This window comes from Marinobacter sp. (assembly GCF_052094685.1).
Classification (GTDB): domain Bacteria; phylum Pseudomonadota; class Gammaproteobacteria; order Pseudomonadales; family Oleiphilaceae; genus Marinobacter.
In genome coordinates this window covers 1-19,780 of the sequence record NZ_JBQDKB010000070.1, presented here as the reverse complement: position 1 = coordinate 19,780, position 19,780 = coordinate 1, and the positions used below count along the sequence as shown (strand labels likewise).

Annotated in this window: 13 protein-coding genes; 6 read left to right on the top strand and 7 right to left on the bottom strand. The window is 52.2% G+C overall.

The window, feature by feature from the left end; all coding sequences use genetic code 11:
- Positions 1 to 281: 281 nt before the first annotated feature.
- Positions 282 to 1,139 carry a bifunctional methylenetetrahydrofolate dehydrogenase/methenyltetrahydrofolate cyclohydrolase FolD gene (folD, locus tag ACTH3S_RS13470; protein ID WP_441809524.1) on the top strand — a complete coding sequence of 286 codons (858 nt, stop codon included), beginning with the start codon at positions 282 to 284 and terminating at the stop codon, positions 1,137 to 1,139.
- Positions 1,140 to 1,213: 74 nt separating this feature from the next.
- Here folD and ACTH3S_RS13465 read toward each other — a convergent pair whose 3' ends face one another.
- From ACTH3S_RS13465 to ACTH3S_RS13455, 3 genes are all read right to left on the bottom strand, one after another.
- Positions 1,214 to 3,394: a malate synthase G gene (locus ACTH3S_RS13465; protein ID WP_441809523.1), complete on the bottom strand. Its 2,181-nt coding sequence runs from the start codon at positions 3,392 to 3,394 to the stop codon at positions 1,214 to 1,216.
- A 134-nt stretch (positions 3,395 to 3,528) separates the two neighbouring features.
- Entirely contained in the window at positions 3,529 to 4,917 is a 1,389-nt protein-coding gene (gene cysS / locus ACTH3S_RS13460) for a cysteine--tRNA ligase (RefSeq protein WP_441809522.1), read from the bottom strand.
- 36 nt (positions 4,918 to 4,953) lie between these two features.
- Positions 4,954 to 6,624: a glutamine--tRNA ligase/YqeY domain fusion protein gene (locus ACTH3S_RS13455; protein WP_441809521.1), complete on the bottom strand. Its 1,671-nt coding sequence runs from the start codon at positions 6,622 to 6,624 to the stop codon at positions 4,954 to 4,956.
- Positions 6,625 to 6,758: 134 nt separating this feature from the next.
- Between ACTH3S_RS13455 and ACTH3S_RS13450 the strand changes: the two genes are divergently transcribed.
- The 5 genes from ACTH3S_RS13450 (at position 6,759) to ACTH3S_RS13430 (ending at position 14,604) form a co-directional block, all read left to right on the top strand.
- On the top strand, positions 6,759 to 7,289 hold the full coding sequence (locus ACTH3S_RS13450; RefSeq protein ID WP_441809520.1) for a peptidylprolyl isomerase: 531 nt from the start codon (positions 6,759 to 6,761) through the stop codon (positions 7,287 to 7,289).
- Positions 7,286 to 8,011 (top strand): UDP-2,3-diacylglucosamine diphosphatase, encoded by a 726-nt coding sequence (lpxH, locus tag ACTH3S_RS13445; RefSeq protein ID WP_441809519.1) that lies wholly within the window; start codon positions 7,286 to 7,288, stop codon positions 8,009 to 8,011. Before ACTH3S_RS13450 ends, lpxH begins: the two co-directional genes overlap by 4 nt.
- Before the next feature lie 131 nt (positions 8,012 to 8,142).
- The gene (locus tag ACTH3S_RS13440) at positions 8,143 to 10,020 is read left to right on the top strand and encodes an LTA synthase family protein (RefSeq protein ID WP_441809518.1); all 1,878 of its coding nucleotides are present in this window, start codon (positions 8,143 to 8,145) and stop codon (positions 10,018 to 10,020) included.
- Positions 10,021 to 10,068: 48 nt separating this feature from the next.
- Complete coding sequence (locus ACTH3S_RS13435; protein WP_441809517.1) at positions 10,069 to 11,898, top strand: glycerophosphodiester phosphodiesterase family protein; 1,830 nt, start codon at positions 10,069 to 10,071, stop codon at positions 11,896 to 11,898.
- A gap of 69 nt (positions 11,899 to 11,967) precedes the next feature.
- On the top strand, positions 11,968 to 14,604 hold the full coding sequence (locus tag ACTH3S_RS13430) for a mechanosensitive ion channel domain-containing protein (protein ID WP_441809516.1): 2,637 nt from the start codon (positions 11,968 to 11,970) through the stop codon (positions 14,602 to 14,604).
- Positions 14,605 to 14,622: 18 nt separating this feature from the next.
- Here the strand turns inward: ACTH3S_RS13430 and ACTH3S_RS13425 are convergent, their stop codons facing one another.
- From ACTH3S_RS13425 to ACTH3S_RS13410, 4 genes are all read right to left on the bottom strand, one after another.
- Positions 14,623 to 15,516, bottom strand: coding sequence for a hypothetical protein (locus ACTH3S_RS13425; protein ID WP_441809515.1), 894 nt, complete (start codon positions 15,514 to 15,516; stop codon positions 14,623 to 14,625).
- 528 nt (positions 15,517 to 16,044) lie between these two features.
- Complete coding sequence (locus tag ACTH3S_RS13420; RefSeq protein ID WP_441809514.1) at positions 16,045 to 17,670, bottom strand: AMP-binding protein; 1,626 nt, start codon at positions 17,668 to 17,670, stop codon at positions 16,045 to 16,047.
- 44 nt (positions 17,671 to 17,714) lie between these two features.
- Positions 17,715 to 19,115 carry a hypothetical protein gene (locus ACTH3S_RS13415; protein WP_441809513.1) on the bottom strand — a complete coding sequence of 467 codons (1,401 nt, stop codon included), beginning with the start codon at positions 19,113 to 19,115 and terminating at the stop codon, positions 17,715 to 17,717.
- Positions 19,116 to 19,375: 260 nt separating this feature from the next.
- Positions 19,376 to 19,780: molybdopterin dinucleotide binding domain-containing protein (locus tag ACTH3S_RS13410; RefSeq protein WP_441809512.1), on the bottom strand; the 405-nt coding region annotated here is incomplete at its 5' end.

Genomic DNA, 19,780 nt, shown 5'->3' with positions numbered 1-19,780 from the left:
CTCCCGACATCCTGCTCCCAAAGCAGGCGCGCTACCAGACTGCGCTATACCCCGTCTGAACTGAACAACATGTTGCATCAGCTAAGTTGGCGCGCATATTACCGTCGCAAATCGGTTCCGTCAACAAGGAAAATCAAATTCTTACATGGATCAGTCCCCGCCCCCTTAATCTCAACCGAAAATAGCGGCCATATAAGGGCGCGTCCTCAATTGGAGTTAAGAGGCAAGCGTGAGACAATGCTGCCTCTTTTATTTACCAATGCCAACCGACAAGACGAAACATGAGCGCCAAACTGATCAATGGAAAAGAAATTGCTGCCGGAGTCAGACAACAGGTCGCTGCCGGTGTAGAAGCCCGCACAAGCAAGGGGCTACGCGCGCCTGGTTTAGCAGTGGTGTTAGTGGGAAACGACGCAGCTTCTGAAATATATGTAGGCAACAAGCGCAAGGCCTGCAACGCAGCAGGCATTCTTTCACTGTCCTACGACCTGCCTGCAGATACCTCTCAGCAAGCTCTAGAGGCTCTAATTGATGAGCTGAATGAAAACCCGGTAGTCGACGGGATACTCGTACAACTTCCCCTGCCCGACCACCTGGACGCCGACCCTATTCTGCTGAAAATTCGTCCCGATAAAGATGTAGATGGCTTTCACCCATATAATATAGGCCGCTTAGTACAGCGCAAACCCGCCCTTAGGCCCTGCACGCCTGCCGGGGTCATCACGCTACTGGACAGCGTTGACACCCCTTATAAAGGCCAGCACGCGGTGATTGTGGGCGCATCTAACATTGTAGGTCGCCCAATGACTATGGAATTGCTGCTTAAGGGCGCAACCACCACTGTGTGTCACCGCTTCACGCCCGACCTGGAAAAGTTTGTTCGCGAAGCCGACATTCTGATTGCAGCCGTAGGCAAGCCAGGGCTAATCAAAGGTGAATGGGTAAAACCTGGCGCCACAGTGATTGACGTAGGCATCAACCGCATGGAAAACGGCAAGCTTCAAGGCGATGTGGATTTTGAAGCGGCTTCTGCCCGCGCAGCCTATATCACGCCGGTTCCTGGCGGTGTTGGCCCAATGACCATTGCCACGCTACTAGAAAACACCCTGTACGCGGCGAACGAACTGCACAAAGAATGATCGCACGACAGCAAAAGTAATTAAGCAGCCACAAAAAAACCCGCCGAAGCGGGTTTTTTTGTTTACGGTCGATACTACTGGCCGAACTTCTCTTTCGCCTTCAGGCGATAAGCGTGTAGCAATGGCTCAGTGTAACCACTTGGCTGCTCGCGACCCTTGAGAACCAGATCCATAGCCGCCTGGAACGCAACATTGTCAGCAAAGTTCGGCGCCATAGCCCGATAGGTCGGGTCATTAGCGTTCTGCTTGTCAACAATCTGCGCCATACGCTTCATGGTTTCTTCAACCTGCGCCTCTGTGCAGATGCCGTGATACAGCCAGTTAGCGAGATGCTGCGACGAAATACGCAAGGTGGCGCGATCTTCCATCAGGCCGATATCATTGATATCAGGAACCTTGGAGCAACCCACACCACTGTCAATCCAACGAACAACATAACCGAGGATACCCTGGGCGTTGTTGTCCAGCTCCTGCTGAACATCCGATTCAGTCAGCTTGGATGGATCTTCCATCACCGGCACGGTAAGGATATCGTCCAAGCTGGCGCGAGCGCGGCTTTCCAGTTCTTTCTGAACCTCTGCAACCGATACCTGGTGATAGTGAGTCGCGTGCAACGTGGCGGCAGTCGGTGAAGGTACCCATGCGGTATTAGCGCCCGCTTTCGGGTGCCCAATCTTTTGTTCCAGCATCGCAGCCATCAGGTCAGGCATGGCCCACATGCCCTTACCAATCTGGGCAACGCCACGAAAACCGGTTTCCAGGCCAATATCAACGTTCCACTGCTCGTAGGCCCCAATCCATGCAGCTTGCTTCATTTCACCCTTGCGGATGAACGGCCCAAGCTCCATAGAGGTGTGCATTTCGTCACCGGTGCGATCCAGGAAGCCGGTGTTGATGAACACGGCACGATCTTTGGCCGCGTGAATGCAGGCTTTGAGGTTAACCGTGGTGCGACGTTCTTCATCCATAATGCCGATTTTCAAAGTGAAGCTCGGTAGACCCAGAGCATCCTCAACGCGACCGAAGAACTCGTTGGTAAACGCCACTTCTTCAGGGCCGTGCATTTTTGGCTTAACAATGTACACAGAACCGGTTGCGCTGTTCTGGAACTGGCCGTCACCCTTCAAATCGTGAATGGCGATCAGCGAAGTCAGGATCCCGTCCATCAGACCCTCAGGCACTTCACTGCCATCCTTCAGCAGAATCGCCGGGTTCGTCATCAAGTGACCCACATTGCGAACGAACATCAAGCTACGGCCTTTTAGCTTCAGCTCGCTGCCATCGGCTGCGGTGTACGCACGATCGGCGTTCATCTTACGGGTCTGGCTCTTGCCGCCCTTCTCGAAGGTTTCTTCCAGATCGCCTTTCATCAAACCGAGCCAGTTGCTGTAGGCCAGAGTTTTATCATCAGCGTCTACCGCGGCAACCGAGTCTTCACAATCCATGATGGTGGTCAGCGCAGATTCCATCAGTACGTCTTTTACGTGTGCGCCATCGTCTTTGCCAATGGGGTGGCTGGCATCAACTTGGATTTCGAAGTGCATGCCGTTTTTAACCAGCAAAATACCTGTAGGTGCATCCGCCGCACCTGTGTAGCCGACAAAACCGGCTTCATCTTTCAGGCCAGTAACGTCTCCGTTTTGCAGCTTAACCGCCAGCTTGCCGCCATCAATCTGATACAGAGCCGCATCTTTATGGCTACCAGAAACCAAAGGCGCAGAGCTGTCCAGAAGGTTGCGTGCAAACTCAATAACCTTGGCGCCACGCACCGGGTTATAGCCACGGCCTTTTTCAGCACCCTCTTCTTCAGAGATAGCGTCAGTACCGTAAAGCGCGTCGTACAGGCTACCCCAACGAGAATTGGCTGCATTCAGCGCAAAGCGAGCGTTCATGATTGGCACCACCAGCTGAGGGCCAGCCATGGTTGCCACTTCCGGGTCAACATTGGCGGTAGAAATGCGGAAATCTTCCGGCTCGTCTACCAGGTAGCCAATTTCCTTCAAGAAGGATTTATAGACGGCCATATCCAGCTTCTGACCTTTATGGTCGCTATTCCAGCTATTCATCTTTTCCTGGATGGCGCCACGCTTGGCCAGCAGTTCACGGTTACGCGGTGCCAGATCGTTAACGATCTTGTCGAATTCCGCCCAGAATTTATCTGCATCCAATCCGGTACCCGGAATTGCTTCGTTGGTTACGAAGTCATACAAATTCTTTGCGACCTGAATGCCGCCAAGTTGCACACGTTCTGTCATCGCTTTTAGCCTCAGTGAGTTAGCCTGCCCCGACCACCGCAGCAATCGGGCTGGAAAAAATGGAAGGCGGCATTATACGGGATATTCCCTACAAGGTCACCGCCCGGAACACAACACGACTTTAGCTACATCAATCAACTGCGTCGCCAGCTTGTTCCTTCGCGGGAATCGTCCAGAATAACGCCCTGCTCTGCCAGCTCATCCCGAATGCGGTCAGCGCCGGCAAAGTCTTTGGCTTTGCGTGCATCCGTTCGGGCCTGAATTTTCGCTTCAATATCTTCTGCGCTCAGCTCGCCGCCTGTATCGGCCTGGAAGAAAACATCTGGATTCTGCTGCATCAGGCCCAACGCAGCGCCAAGACGAATCATAACAGCGGCCGCACTCTGTGCTTCTATCTCCCTGCCATCACGACGGTGCTGGTTAATATCATTGGCGAGGGCATGCAGAACTGAAATCGCACCGGCACAGTTGAAGTCATCATCCATCAGCTCAACAAAGCGTCGGTCGTGGTCTGTCTCAGGCACATCTTCAGAACTGGCAGGCGCAACTCCACGCAATGCATGATACAGCCGCGCCAGTGAACGCCCGGCTTCAGCTAGGTTATCTTCGGAATAATCAACCTGACTGCGGTAATGACTAGACACCAAGAAGAAGCGCACTACTTCGGACGGATAAGTTTCCAGAATTTCCCGTATTGTGAAAAAGTTGCCCAAAGACTTGGACATTTTTTCCTTATCCACGCGGATTGCTCCCGCATGCATCCAGGTGTTTACAAAGGTGTGGCCTGTCGCGCACTCCGACTGGGCAATTTCGTTTTCATGATGGGGAAACAACAAATCCGGTCCGCCGCCGTGAATATCAAACGTATCACCCAGGCACCGGGTAGACATGGCAGAGCACTCAATGTGCCACCCTGGACGGCCATTGCTCCAAGGAGACGGCCAACTAACCTCGCCCTCACCGGCTGCCTTCCACAAAGCAAAGTCTGCTGGGCTGCGCTTGGCTTCCTGTACATCAACGCGGGCGCCAGCCAGCAAGTCTTCAAGCTTCTTCTTGCTGAGCTTTCCGTAGCCCTCAAAAGATTCAACAGCAAAATAAACATCGCCGTTACCTGCCGCATAGGCGTGGTCGGATTCAATTAGCGTGTTGATCATAGCGATGATGTCATCGATATAATCGGTCGCACGGGGTTCCGCACTGGGCGTTAGCACACCCAAGCGAGCTTCATCTTCGTGCATCGCCGCAATCATGCGATCAGTAAGCTCGGTGAATGGCTCGCCATTCTCCTCCGCACGACGAAGAATTTTGTCGTCGATGTCCGTTATGTTGCGCACGTAGGTTACATCGTACCCACGGTTACGCAGGTAACGGGTTACCACATCAAAAGCCACCAACACCCGGGCATGACCCAAGTGGCAGAAGTCATACACCGTCATGCCGCACACGTACATGCGAACCTTGCCCGGCTCGATGGGCGTGAAGGTTTCTTTTTGCTGGGTGAGCGTGTTGTAAATTCTGATCACTGCTGGTCTCCCGTATGCTTACCCTTTATGTGCTCTTTACTTACCCCAGGAATCCCGCAAGGTAACGGTGCGATTAAATACCGGTTTGCCGGCTTTGGCGGTCAGTTCCTGGTCGCAAAAGAAGTAACCCTCCCGCTCAAACTGATAAGGCAGGTCTGTACGAGGTGTGGCTAGATTCTTCTCGGCGCGAGCGCCTTTAAGCACCACAAGCGATTCGGGATTAACGTGGTCAGTCAGGTCGCCGTCTTTATCGCTATCTGGAGACTCGTGATTGAACAGCCGATCATACAAATTGATATCACACTCTACGCTGTCACTCTCGGAAACCCAGTGGACCACACCGTTAGGCTTATAGCCTTCGGGGTTAACGCCCAAAGTGGCCGGATCGTACTCGCAACGTAACTCTACAATCTCGCCGCTGGCATCCCGCACCACTTCTTTGCAGGTCATCACATAGCCACCGCGCAGGCGAACTGCCTTGTCAGGCGCTAGGCGTTTCCATTTTCGTGGCGCCTCTTCAACAAAGTCTTCCCGATCGATATACAGGGTCTGACTCCAAGTGACTTCACGCTGCCCCATGTCCGGATTCTGCGGATGCACCGGCAACACCAGGGTTTCGGTTTTGTCGGCTGAATAGTTGGTGAGTGTTACTTTTAAAGGGCGCATCACACACATGGCACGAGGTGCGCGCGTGTTCAAGTCTTCGCGGATAGCGAACTCCAGCATTCCCATATCCACGGTGCCGCCAGCCTTGTTCACGCCAATCATGTCGCAGAAAGTACGAAGAGATTCAGGGGTATAGCCCCGACGACGCATGCCAGAAATGGTCGGCATGCGCGGGTCGTCCCAACTGTCTACAAAACTCTCGTCTACCAGCCGCTTGAGCTTGCGCTTACTGGTGATGGTGTAGTTCAGGTTCAGCCGAGAGAACTCAATCTGTCGCGGCTGGCAGGGCGCGGTGATGTTAGCCAGCACCCAGTCGTATAGCGGGCGGTGGTCCTCAAACTCCAGGGTGCACAAGGAATGAGTAACCCCTTCCATAGCGTCTGAGATAGGGTGGGTAAAATCGTACATCGGGTAGATGCACCATTTATCACCTGTTTGGTGATGATCTGCGTAACGAATGCGATAGAGGATCGGATCACGCATGTTGATATTGGGCGAGGCCATATCAATCTTAGCCCGTAGCACCATTTCGCCGTTACTATATTGGCCATCGCGCATATCGCGAAACAGCTTCAAACTCTCTTCGACAGGTCGCTCGCGATAGGGGCTGTTCTTACCGGGTTCTTTCAGGCTGCCACGGTACTCTGCCATTTCGTCGGCTGACAGCGCACACACGTAGGCTTTGCCCTTCTCAATTAATTCTTCGGCAAAGTAATACAAGGAATCGAAGTAGTCAGACGCATAACGCACTTCTCCAGCCCAGGTGTAACCTAGCCATTCCACATCCCGCTTGATGGCGTCAATGTACTCTTGGCTTTCTTTCTCAGGGTTGGTGTCGTCAAACCGCAGATTGCACGCGCCAGAAAATGTCTCAGCAATACCAAAATTAAGACAGATAGATTTGGCGTGACCGACGTGCAGGTAACCATTGGGTTCGGGTGGGAAACGGGTTACTACCTGGCCGGCATGCTCGCCTTTAGCGACGGCGTCTTCGATCAGGTTCTGAATAAAGTTGTGGGCTTTCTTCGGCTCGGCGCTCATACAATCTCTTAAAAGAAGTGGACCATAAACCCGCTATTATACTCATAAATGAGGGCCGGACTCATGCATCGCTGGAAACTCTTGAGTACAATACCGGTTTTAACCGATTTAAACCCAATGAACAGGAAACCCTGATGATTCTGCTGACCACCAATCACGGCGATATCAAGCTCGAACTCGATTACGAAAAAGCCCCTGAAACGGCCAAGAACTTTGAGCAATATGTTCGTGACGGCTTCTACGACGGCCTGATTTTTCACCGGGTAATAAGCAACTTCATGGTTCAAGGCGGTGGCTTTGAGCCAGGCATGGTCGCGCGCAAAACCCGCGAGCCCATCAAGAACGAAGCCGACAATGGCTTGAGCAACATGCAAGGTACCGTTGCCATGGCCCGCACCATGGACCCGCATTCCGCCTCCGCTCAGTTTTTCATCAACGTTGAAAACAACGGTTTTCTGGATCACACAGCAAAAAATGCCGAAGACTGGGGTTACTGCGTGTTTGGCAAGGTTGTGGAAGGCATGGAAACCGTTAATGCCATCCGTGCGGTACGCACCACCATGGATGCAGGCCACCAGGATGTGCCTTATGAAGACGTAGTGCTTGTAAAAGCCACTGTAGTAGAAGGTGGTGAAGAGAATGCAGAGGACGGAGGCGCAGCGTGACTACGCTGTTTATTTCCGATCTACACTTGGAAGAGTCACGCCCCGACATTACTGGGGCGTTTCTTGGCTTTCTGAAGAAGGAAGCCCCCGGTGCAGAGCAGCTATACATCCTGGGTGACTTTTTTGAGGCCTGGATTGGCGACGACGAACGCACGCCTCTACAGGAGCAGGTTGCGACTGCCTTGCGGGAGCTCAGCGAGAGCGGCACTCGCATCTTTTTGATGCATGGCAATCGGGATTTCTTGCTAGGCGAAGATTTCTGCACCCGCGCCGGTGCTACCTTACTGGATGATCCCACCCTCATCGATCTGTACGGCACCCCTACCCTGCTAATGCACGGCGATAGCCTTTGCACGGCCGATGTGGAATACCAGAAGTTTCGCGCCAACATGCGCAACCCGCAAACCCAAAAGCTCATTTTGGCTCGCCCACTCAAAGATCGTCAGCAAATGGCCCGACAACTTCGGGAAATGAGCATGGCCACCAACCAGGGCAAGGCAGAAAACATCATGGATGTTACGCTTGAGGAAGTGGTGCGGGCTATGGCGACCCATAATGTACAGCAACTGATTCACGGTCATACCCACAGACCTGCTGAGCATAGCCTGGAAGTGGATGGCAAAGCCGCAAAGCGGATTGTTTTGGGAGACTGGGACAAACATTTGTGGTGGTTGATTGCAAAGCCAGGGCAAGCACCAAAGCTAAACAAGGCGCCGCTCTGAGAAGGCCCCGCACAACCTTTCTTGGTAATTAAACCTGCGACACAGAGCCGCCTGTACCGGGCTTTAAGGTTGAACGCTTTAACGTCCGAAGCGTAATGTATGGGGATACTGTATACAGGATCCCCACTGCCATGAAACTCCTCGCGATCCTCAGCGATCGCCGTTTTTTAGTCGCGTTACTGCTTGCCTGGTGCTGGCTTTTGCTAATCCGCGCCGCTCTGATCTTACAAAGCGGTGTGTGGCCAAGCCTTACTGGGATGATCGGGAGTGACTTGGCCGGTGCATTCATACTTGCCGTACTGCTAACACTGGCCCACGGCTTTGCCCGAGCGATTATGGTCGCTGCACTGGGGCTTGCTGTCTACGCCGCCGGAATGCACCTCACAGCCCACGGCACATTGTTTCAACTGGCTTTCGCAAGCAAAAGCATAGACCCAACTTTTATAAGTGGCAGCCTGATTAACGGCTATCTGGCCTTATTGCCGCTTTATCTCTTTCTGGCATGGGCGCTGCACCGACTGCACCGGGCGATGGTTCCAAAACCGCCCCGCCAACAAACCGGTCTGATGGCATGCAGCGCCGCCGTATTTCTGTCATACGCCATGGCCTTCCCTAGCCTAACCACACCAGCAAACAACGTGGTGGCCAGCGTACTGGCTCAAATTCCCGGCACCGCTCTCAACCCGATGGGCACAGCTATCAGCGATGAAGCTGTGGAGATTGTCGGAACGCCTATGGATGATCCGGACACACAGCTCAACTTCTTCTACCAGCGGGTAAGGGGCGACTCTGTGGACAGCCCGCCCAACGTGCTACTAATCATGATTGAAGGCTTGTCGGCCGGCTACTTGCCCGAAATTAGCCAGTATCACGACCTCCAGCCTCTAGTGACCCTCAAAGACCTTGAGGGCACTCTAAAATCCCAGGGCTTTCGGGTGTATCGCAATCACTTGAGCCTGGAGCGTCAGACAGATCGTGGCACATTTTCAATTGTGTGTGGGCGCTACCCGGATTTCCGGAGACCTTCAACAAAACTACTGGACGTCACTGAAGAGCGTGCTACCCCGGACTGCCTGCCAGCAAAGCTTCGCGACACAGGATACCACACCGCCTACTGGCAAGCCGCACCAACCAATTACATGCAAAAAGATGCATTCATGCCAAAGGCAGGCTTTCTTGATGTCACCGGAGCCGAGGCGTTTGATAGCGCAGAAGACATAAAAGGCTGGGGCCCGGCTGATCCTGTGTACTTTCCCAACATTGCCAAGCGCCTGAAACAACTGGATCAAAACGACACCCCCTGGTTTGTTACGCTCCTAAACATAGGCACCCACCACCCCTTTGATATAGGCGAAGAAGCCGAAGAGAATCTCGCCAAAGCCCGTGCAGCCCTTGAGGGCAACACAAAAGATTCTGACGATCCCCCTTTGCTGCAACCCCAACAAGCCCGACAAGATGCCATGAAAGTCATGGAAACTTCTCTCGGGCATTTCCTGGAAGAACTGGGTGCCAATGGAACACTGGACAACACCTTAGTCATACTTACCTCCGACGAATCAGGGGGTTTTGTACGAGCGGATCATGAAACTCTGCCCCTGAACAGCAATCTCGGCATGCTCGCCATTCGCCCACCAGGCCCAAGCGACCTAACCGAGTATGCAAGCGAGAACACCATCACTGCACAACTGGATATTCCAATGACCATTTTGGATGTTACTGGTCGCGGCAAGTACGCAGGCAATATGATTGGCCGCAGCCTGCTGGCCCTGAACGATAAAAAGAACAGAGACATTCTCCTGGCGGACACCTATACCGGGCTCAAATACTTTCTAAGGGAAAAAGGAGAACTGATGGCGTGCACGGAATTGCTGGCCCGCTGCACGTCCTGGACATTTGACCCAAACAGAGTGTTCGGATCTTTCCAGGAAGCAGACACGCCGCCTTTTCTGACGCTGGACGAGAGACTAACGCTGTTCAAAAACGCAACCACCCTGACACCGTCGGATTAACAGTCCATGCAAGCCAATTGGCATTGTAAACTCTGAAATCGTTTATCTATGAGAACCTTGATAGCCAACACCCTGAACGTTCTCCGCTCCCATCGCCGGGCGCTCCTGACGTTCTATCTGTTTTTTTCTGGCCTCGCACTGGCTGTATTTACTCCAACGCTCACATGGGCACTGGCCTCTTTGCGCCCGGTAACGGGAGAGGGAGCCGTCAGTACCGGGGGGATTGTCGAATTTCTGGTTTCCCCGGGGGGCATTCTTTGGGTTGTTGTCACCCTCAACCTGTCCGCCTTGATTTTCCTGCTGCAACAGGCTGGCATTACCCTAATCGCAGCAGCATCTGACCACCACCAGTACCTTACTGCCCTTAACGCGCTTTGGGGCGTCACTCGCAAATTCCTGTCACTGTTAAAAATCTCACTGTTTCAGGTATTCACCCATCTATTGATAGCCTTGCCGTTTATCGCCTTAACCGGGTTCGCATGGACATGGCTTATCAACCTTTACGACCCTTATCTGCTACGCCTTGAAAAGCCCCCCGAACTCTGGTTGTTTCTCGCCTGCACGGTCTTTTCATCGCTGGGAATCTTTCTGTGTAACGGCTTGCTTTATCTTCGCTGGATACTGGCCGTGCCGTGCCTGATGCTTCATAACCTATCACCCACTATGGCACTCCAAGAAAGCGCCCGGCTCACCCGGGGCCACAAAGGGCATGCCAGCAGTTTGCTTCTCTGCGGGCTGGCTATCCTGCTATTGCTCCCTATTTTAGTAACATTTGCGTTCAACCAAATTGCCACAGGCATTTTCGCTGTTCTACCTGCCCACAAAGACATACTGGTTACCGTGCTACTATTTTTTATCGCGGCCTATATCCTGATTGGTATTGCGGTTACGTTTCTGGGCTCATCTGTTTATGGCACGTTCATTGTTTGCCTTCACCACCGAGCCAGCAGTGTCGGCTCTAGCAAGCATCTGACGGCACGCCAAACAGCACCTGAGATTGCACTGCAAACCCTGCCCAATAATGCTGGACTAAAAGCCTGGGTTGCCGAATTCCTCGTTGTAATGCTGGCTTTGGGCCAAGCTTGGCTTGTCATTAACGGGCTGGAACAACATGAAGACGTCGCAATCACAGCACACAGAGGCAGCGCGTTTAAGGCCCCAGAAAACACAGTTGAAGCGATCGACCAAGCAATAAAGGATGGGGCCGACTACATCGAGATCGACGTGCAACTAACCAAAGATGACATTCCCGTGCTCTGGCACGATGCCGATATGAACCGAATTTTCGGCTTAAAAGAACGAGTCAGCGAGGTGAGCTTCCAGAGTATCCGGAATCTTGATGCCGGAAGCTGGTTCGACAACAACTTTTCAGAAGAGCGGATTGCCACCTTGGCCCAAGCTCTGGAAGTTGTAGACGGCCGCGCGAAACTCTTTATTGAGCTGAAGCCCGACCGCAACACACCACATCTCACACGAACTGTAGTGGAGCTGCTTCAGCGTATGGGTGCCGTCGATGGAACAATTGTCGCGGCCGCAGACTGGATACCCCTTCAGGAGGTAAAACGAATTGAGCCCGGCCTAAAAACCGCCTTGATCGCGCAATTTGTTATTGGGCCGCAATGGGAAGACAACTACGACATACTGGCTCTGCGCTCCAATCGAGTATCTCCGGCAGCCATTGCACGAGCGCACCGCGCAGAAAACGAGCTTCATGTATGGACGGTTAATCAACCAGCCGCAATGTCGCGTTTCATCGACATGGGGGTGGATAACATTATTACCGACCGCCCCGAAGTGCTGGCAGACATTCTTCAGAAACGGGAAGCTCTGTCCAATACCGAATTATTAGCCACTAAACTTCACAACTGGCTGCGCTAATACCAGATAGGTTAATCTAACCCTGAATCTACGCTCAGCCGCAAAAGCCCCAGCAAGGAACGCACCTACATGACGAAATGCTCTATCCGTTATGCTTTTATAACAACATGGATGGCTTGGGCCCTTTTATTTTGTGTGTTCACCGGCCCTGCTTTGGCCGAAACCAACGCAGAAGGTCCTGAGAATTCAGAAGACGCACGCCCGGCGGTACAACCAGAGCTGGAAGCAGGCACGGATGCGCCTCCAGATACGAAACTGCCAGTTGCGATCAATGCCGATATCAAGGAACAACTTCAAACATTGGAAACATCCCTTGACCAGCGCCTGGCTGCGGTAAGGGAGAGCCGGGAACGATTAACCTACGCCGAATCCATTCTTACCCGCCTTCAAGATGAGTACGAAAGTTTTGAGTTGCGGCTAGAAAAAGCCGGTCTCAACCTGACGGCCAGTTATGCAGATCTGCTAAAACAGCGACTCGAACGCCTCCAAAGACAGAGTATAGCCAGCGACCTTATTGAAGGCATTGAGGACAAGCTATCCAAAGCAAGGGAAGAACAGTTGCGGCTGGAGGAGTTTGAAGCCATCACAGGCCCAGGCAACAATGCCCGCGGCCAACTTTCGCAATTGCTGCGCGGGCTTCACAAAGCCGTTACCGAACATATCGGCGTGCTCAATGAATACTACAGCACCGTAACAAGCCTTCAGGACCAGGTTCTGGAATATCAAAAACTGCTGCAACAACGACTGTTTTGGCTTCCCAGTGCGTCCGTAGTTAATACGGAAACCGCTGGAGAACTCTATGAATCTGCGAAGTGGTTTATCTCACAACTACGTTTTGACGCATTGATTGAAGCAGTCGAACATTCTGTTGCAGAACGCGGAGGCCGCATAGGGCTGGTGATGGTCATCCTTCTAGCGCTACTGATAAAACGCAAAGCTATCAAACGCCACCTTCTGACAAACAATCGCCATATCGGAAACGTTGGCCACGACCGCACGGCTTTTACCCTAATGGCACTGATCAACAGCGCTCTACTGGCGCTGCCAGGAGTTCTTGGTTTTTCTCTGGCCGCCCTACTGCTGATGGAAGGCAATTCTTTCTATGCCGCTCTTTCGAATGGCTTTACGGCGGCAGCCTTTATCATGTTTTTGCTCGCTCTCATCCGAAATGTTGCACGCAAACAAGGGCTGGGAGAAAGCCACTTCCACTGGAATGCAAATTCCTTGCGGGTTATCCGCCGGGAATTGCCCCTACTGATGGCCTTTGTAATTCCTGTGGCTGTTATTACCACGTCAACAAGCTCAACGCCGGAAGGGGCGCGATTTGATGGCAGCCTTGGCCGGCTTCTGTTCACCCTGGTATCCATTGCACTGGCGGTATTCGCCCAGCACATCATGAAGGCCGTTCGGGCCTACAAACCCCACAGCAATCTTTTGCTTGTACTTCATGTTATAGCAGTTTCAACCCCTCTTTTACTGGCCGCAGCCTCGCTGCTCGGCTACCACTACACCGCATTGCAGCTCGAGAGAAACCTGTTTGTTTCCATATGTTGGCTGGCTTTCAATTCACTGCTTTATTACGTCGGCCTGAGAGCACTTTCTGTACGCGAACGCCGCCTCACTCTTGAAGTTCTCAAAGAACAACGAGCTGCCGAACGCAGGGTGACTGAAACCAGAGAGGCTGACGACTCCACCGATGAGAGTATTCTTCCGGCTTTGGATATGCCGGAAATGAATCTTAAAGACATCAGCCGACAGAGCACCTCCCTACTAGGCATTGTGATCTCAACCCTGGCGATAACCGGCTTACTTATTCTTTGGGCCGATGTTATCCCGGCACTTCAGTTGTTTAACAACATTACTCTATGGACCATTGCCACAGACTTGCAGGGAGGCGACCCACTTCCCATCACACTGGCCGATGCATTGCTCGCGTTGCTGGTCGCTGCCGGAACCGTGCTTGCTGCTAAAAATCTTCCCGGCACCCTGGAAGTAATGGTATTGAGCCGGATGAACCTCGAACCCGGTGCGGGCTACGCCATTACTACTATCACCACCTATCTTCTCATTTTCGCGGGCGTGGTAACCTGTCTTGCGGTGATTGGTGTTCAGTGGTCCAAGCTACAGTGGCTGGTTGCCGCACTCGGGGTGGGCCTTGGGTTTGGCCTCCAGGAGATAGTCGCCAACTTTGTCTCTGGCATTATTCTCTTGTTTGAACGTCCAATTCGGGTGGGTGACATGGTGACCATTGGTGGCGTAACCGGCACGGTTACGCGTATACGCATTCGCGCCACAACGCTGGTCGATTGGGATCGAAAAGAACAGATTATTCCCAACAGAACCTTTGTAACCCAGGATTTGACCAACTGGACACTCTCAGACCCGATCACTCGCGTGACACTTCGTGTAGGAGTTGCCTATGGGGCTGACGTGAACAAGGTCCAGGACATACTCACCCAAGTTGCCCGTAAAAATGAGCGCGTGGTGAGCGACCCAACACCGGAGGTGTTCTGTGTTGGGCTCGGGGATAGCAGTATCGATTTCGAGGTTTGGGTGTATGTTAAAGATTTGATGGACATCATGCCTCTGTCCCACGAAATACACGCGTCGATCACCAGCGCGCTGACCGATGCCGATATAGAAATCCCTTTCCCACAACGGGATATTCATGTCCGCACACTGCCGGAGGCACGAAGCACCAACTAAGGGCGCCCAAAATCTGTATCAGGACGACACACCCGTCACCGACCCCATGTTTACGGGCTCTTTGTAGGTTTCCAAGCGCTTGAGCCATCCTGCAAGCCAACGTTCCCGTTCAACCGGGTTGTCTGCATTCTGGGCGCGGCGTGTGAGCACAGCTGCAGCCGCCTCCCGGAACTGCGCCAAAGCTCCTTCGCCCGGAGGCATGGCCAACAAAACCTGAAGCAACCCCCAACCCTCGCCGTTATAACGCTCGTCAGGTGAAAGCCCTTCGCCCTTGAAATTCACGTAATCCATAACCGCGTACACACCACCCGGCGTTTGGCTTAGCGCCTGCAATATTTTTTGCACATCAGGTCTGCGCGCTTCAGGAGCGGCCTTTATGATTTTAGCAAGAGAGCTTTTGGCGCGACGAAAGATAAACTCTGCCTGAATCCCCTGAGTACCCGCCAGGAACTCCCGCAACTCTGCCATTTCAGGCGAATCTGCAACCGCCAGGAAGGTTTCCCGATCTGGCCACGGCGCGTCAAAAGGCTCCAGCTCCCGCAACCATTCGGGGATACTAAGCTGGCGCTGTTCCATGTACTCAACAAGCGCAGGAAAACTCTCCACAAACCGCTCATTAACCCCTTTCGGATACCAGATGAAATGGCCAATACCCAGAGAGGGAAACGCCTCTGCCTCATTCCAATGAACGAGGCACTGATACTGGCCGGCACACTCATTCTGAAATATTTTCTGGCCAACCCAATCCAGCTGAGCAGGCTCCAGCGCTAGAGAAATGTCACTGGCAAGTTCCTTCTTCGCACCTGCAGCCGGGAGGGATTCTTCATTGCTCTGCTCGCTGTTTCCGGAATCACAGCCGGAAAGCAGCAAAGTGCTCGCCACCAAGGCCAGCCCGAAGGCTTGTACTGTCAAATTTGCCACCTCATCTATTATAAAGCCGTTACCGAAATCTTATTCAACTGTATGTTTGGCTAGCTGCCAGTAGCTCGGCATATCAAGTGTTCAATTGAAGATATTGAAGAAAAGCATTCTGGTTCGCTCAAACCAAACTGGCAACATCGTATTGCTGATATTACCCCGGGGATCATTTTTCACTAAATGGGGGCCGAATCTCAAAACAAAACACGTCACCCTTTCTAAGGGTTCAATCTAAACACTATACAACTAGATTCAGGCTAATCGAATAGCAGGGGGAGTTACCAGAGATGGACAGTTAAAGATCTTTTTGGGGAGAACTGTACCCATATTGGATGCACCACCGCTCCACGAGAACTATGCTTGTTAGTAGCGTTTTCGACCCCCTGACCAGTCACTCCAAGCCGGATCAGTTGCAAGCCCGCGAGTGGGCTGAGGATGGCAATATCCGGGATCGTTAAGGCGCACGAAAAAACCCGGCATTTGCCGGGGAAACATAGTTACAGAGTTAAAAGCAGTTCACATCTATGCTGTCAGCTGATTCCTAAGCACATGTTTTTGAAGTTTTCCAGTCGATGTTTTCGGCAAATCTTCCACGAAAATGATCTTTTTAGGCACTTTGAACCCAGCGAGGTTCTCCCGGCAATGTTCCGTAATATCGGCTTCCGTCAAATTATCATTTCCTGGTTTCAGCGTAATAAACGCACAAGGTATTTCACCCCAGTGATTATCAGGAGCCGCGACAACGGCTGCTTCCAGTACGGCGAAATGATCGTAGAGTGTACTTTCAACTTCGAGGGTCGAAATATTTTCTCCGCCAGAAATAATAATGTCTTTAGAGCGGTCTTTTATTTCTACATAGCCATCGGTGTGCCACACCCCCAAGTCACCTGTGTGGAACCATCCCCCGCTGAAGGATTTAGAGGTTTCTTCTGGGTTATTTAGATACCCCTTCATCACTGCATTGCCCCGCACAAGCAGTTCACCGATGGATTCGCCGTTTTTAGGTACCGGCTTAAGAGTCACAGGGTCTGCCACCATTATATCTGCCATGGACAACGACAAGATTCCCTGTCGAGCCATCTTTGCAGCTTTATCCTTGCCACCCAGAGAACTCCATTCATCTTGGAACTCACAGATCAGGCTAGGGCCATAGGTTTCGGTCAATCCATACAGATGAACCACTTTCATTCCCATGGTTTCCATAGCTGAAATCGTTGCTGCAGGGGGCGCCGCACCACCGGTTGCCGCCGTGACTCGCTGACTGAACGGCTTCCTGAACTCTTCAGGGGCATTAATTAGCATATTTAACACGACCGGAGCAGCACAGAAGTGAGTTACCCCATGCTGGGCAATCGCATCAAAAATTGGTTTCGGTTGCGGTGCTCGCAGGCAGACATGGGTGCCTGCCACAGCCGTGACTGCCCATGGATAGCACCAGCCGTTGCAATGGAACATCGGCAATGTCCAAAGGTAAACCGCACCCGATGGCAGCCCAAAGCCGATGACATTACTCAAGGCATTCAGATGCGCACCCCTATGGTGATAGACAACACCTTTCGGGTTACCGGTAGTGCCTGAGGTATAGTTCAGGGCAATCGCCTGCCACTCATCGCTAGGCATGTCCCACTCAAAGTCGTCATCGCCGGTGGCCAGCAGATCGTCATAGGTCATCTTGCCGATCAACTCGCCTCCGACAAAATTGGGATCATCAACATCAATAACAATCGGCTTGGCGTCACAACCGACAAGGGCGTCACGGGAACGGTCGCTGTATTCCTTATCGGTAAAGAACACTTTTGCCCTACCGTGGTTGAGCATGAACGTCATGGTTTTTGAATCAAGCCGGGTGTTTTGGGCATTCAAAACGGCACCGATCATGGGTACCGCAAAGTGCAACTCCAGCATTTCAGGGATATTTGGTAGCAGTGCAGCTACTGTATCCCCCTTCCGAACACCCAATTTGCGCAAGGCGGAAGCCATCTTTAGGCAACGTTGGTATGTTTCCGCCCATGATCGACGAATATCACCATGAATAACCGCAGTGCGTGACGGATGCGCCAAAGCCGTTCTTTGAATAAAAGTGATCGGCGTCAGGGGCGTATAGTTCGCCTCTGTTTTATCAAGATTAAGCTCAAACATACTTTCCATTGTGTTAAACCTTTTGTTGTTCTTTCAGATAAGCCCTGAAGCAATTAACGCTGATCGGTTTCAGTATCGTATGCAAGCTCATCATCATGATGGTGTGTTGCCACGTTGGCACTCGCAAACCAGTTTTTTTCCAGGAAGAACCAGAGCACAAGCCCAACACCCAGCCCCCAGGCAGCACCCTGTACTGCAAGCACCGAACCGACAATAATGGCTATACCGCGTTCAAGATTGGTTTGGCGATCTAGCATTTCGATAGCTAGGTACCCACACAGATAACCCTGAATCAACAGCGTCAGCGCCATACCTATGTTGAGGCCAGGCTTAAACAGTGTCACCACAGGCACCAGCACGACAGCGATGGTCATCCCCCAGTACAGACTGGTCGCACCGCCCCAATAACTGTCCATGACCGAACGCGGGTTGTTCATGTAGCGGTTGATAACCAATGCTTGGCCACCGGTCCAGGCTGGGCCAGATAAGCTGATGAACGGCGCGAAGATTGCGTGTGCTAAATTACGAACCCCAACGATGATGCTGTTGCGGCGCGGACTGAATACCAATTTTTCATCCCTACGCACAGCGTCGGCATTCTTGAACAGGGAGTCCATAACCAAGATGTCGCCAAAGGCAATAATATAAGCAGCCAGCGCCAGTGGGATGGCATCAATGAAATATTGTAGTGGCGGCATGCCCAGCCCGAACACGCTGTATTCTCGCAAGATAGTGCCCATGGGAATGGTGGTGAAACCCCATTCAATGACCGGCGTATCAACCTCACCGATAATCATGCCCAAGGCATAAGCAAACAGGAAAGGCACGGCGATACCGTACTGGGCCACAAAGCGAAAAAAGCCGTAGCGTGCACGCAAGGGGCCAGCGGTTTCTGAGAACAACATGAAGAACCCCAGCACGGCACCCGTCAGGATGGTAATCGGCATGGTCCAGACTCGGCCGTCTGCGCCAAATTCACCCATGATGGCTGAAATACCCGCACCAATTAGAATTCCTGATTTCAGTGACGCAGGCATTTTCCGCACCAACGAATCAGCCCCTTTGAACACCCCGAGACCAAGAAAAATAGCCGAGACGGTTAATTGCAAAGCAATTAACGCCAGTATTCTGGCGTCCCCCTCTGGGTAGCTCGATAAGAAGGCCACATAAAGGGGAATCCCCGCAGTAATCCAACCTGCAACCGTCGGATCACCAAAATGTGTGTGCACCAGATATAGAATGTTGTTGAGCAAGACAAAGGCAACCGCAATCTCGAACGGAATTCCTAGAACGGATGTCATCAGTGCCGTGATACTCAGAGGCACTACGCACAAAATCGCACCCTGCAGAATATCTGGGATCTCTATTTTGTAGTGCACAAAGGGCACGCGAAGGTTTAGCGCGCCTAGCGCCGACGGTTGCTCACCGCCGGTCGATCTCTTTTTTAGGGACATTGTTTTTGTTCTCCATCCAACTGAATTAAACAAAGCGAAGGGAAGATAGCATCCCTAAGCGAATACTAGGCCTTAACCCCCTTTCAATCAAGGGTATATACTCACAAAAACAGGTAAATACCCATTTACACCTGAGAGAGCTTTAATTACAGCGGCTATTTTTCACAGGTTTACATGGTGGGAAACGTTAAACAGTGAGGACGCATTAGCATGAGAGTAAATCCTTGTAATGGCCCCCACTCATTCGAAGCTTGTGTTTCTCAGGTACGCTCACTGTTAATTACTGGTGGTGAAAAGGCACTCAAGGGCATAGCCGTGGTTTCCCCTCTGTACACCTCAACTTCCACAAGGCATGACAATGCACTCGGGCCTTGAGCAAGACGCGATGTTCCTTCATCTCGGGTAAGAACATTTGGGTTGCCGTGTTTACAAGAAATACCTGAATCTGCAGCCAAAGGCGGGTCAAACCACGCGCCGGTGCTTAGCTGCAAAACACTAGGGCGCACTTCATCACTCACAACTGCAGAGCACAAGCATGAGCCTCGCCGATTGAAGAGGCGAACCAAACTCCCGTTTTCAATGTTCCGGCGCTTCGCGTCCTCTGGATGGATAACTACCGGCTCCCGTCCTTTTATTTTCGATTTCCGGCTATGCGCACCGTGATC

What these genes read in the sequence shown, in the direction of transcription:
- folD (WP_441809524.1), top strand. Translation starts at nt 282, where the DNA reads ATGAGCGCCAAACTGATCAATGGAAAAGAAATTGCTGCCGGAGTCAGA.
- ACTH3S_RS13465 (WP_441809523.1), bottom strand. Translation starts at nt 3,394, where the DNA reads ATGACAGAACGTGTGCAACTTGGCGGCATTCAGGTCGCAAAGAATTTG.
- ACTH3S_RS13455 (WP_441809521.1), bottom strand. Translation starts at nt 6,624, where the DNA reads ATGAGCGCCGAGCCGAAGAAAGCCCACAACTTTATTCAGAACCTGATC.
- ACTH3S_RS13450 (WP_441809520.1), top strand. Translation starts at nt 6,759, where the DNA reads ATGATTCTGCTGACCACCAATCACGGCGATATCAAGCTCGAACTCGAT.
- ACTH3S_RS13440 (WP_441809518.1), top strand. Translation starts at nt 8,143, where the DNA reads ATGAAACTCCTCGCGATCCTCAGCGATCGCCGTTTTTTAGTCGCGTTA.
- ACTH3S_RS13435 (WP_441809517.1), top strand. Translation starts at nt 10,069, where the DNA reads ATGAGAACCTTGATAGCCAACACCCTGAACGTTCTCCGCTCCCATCGC.
- ACTH3S_RS13430 (WP_441809516.1), top strand. Translation starts at nt 11,968, where the DNA reads ATGACGAAATGCTCTATCCGTTATGCTTTTATAACAACATGGATGGCT.
- ACTH3S_RS13420 (WP_441809514.1), bottom strand. Translation starts at nt 17,670, where the DNA reads ATGGAAAGTATGTTTGAGCTTAATCTTGATAAAACAGAGGCGAACTAT.
- ACTH3S_RS13415 (WP_441809513.1), bottom strand. Translation starts at nt 19,115, where the DNA reads ATGTCCCTAAAAAAGAGATCGACCGGCGGTGAGCAACCGTCGGCGCTA.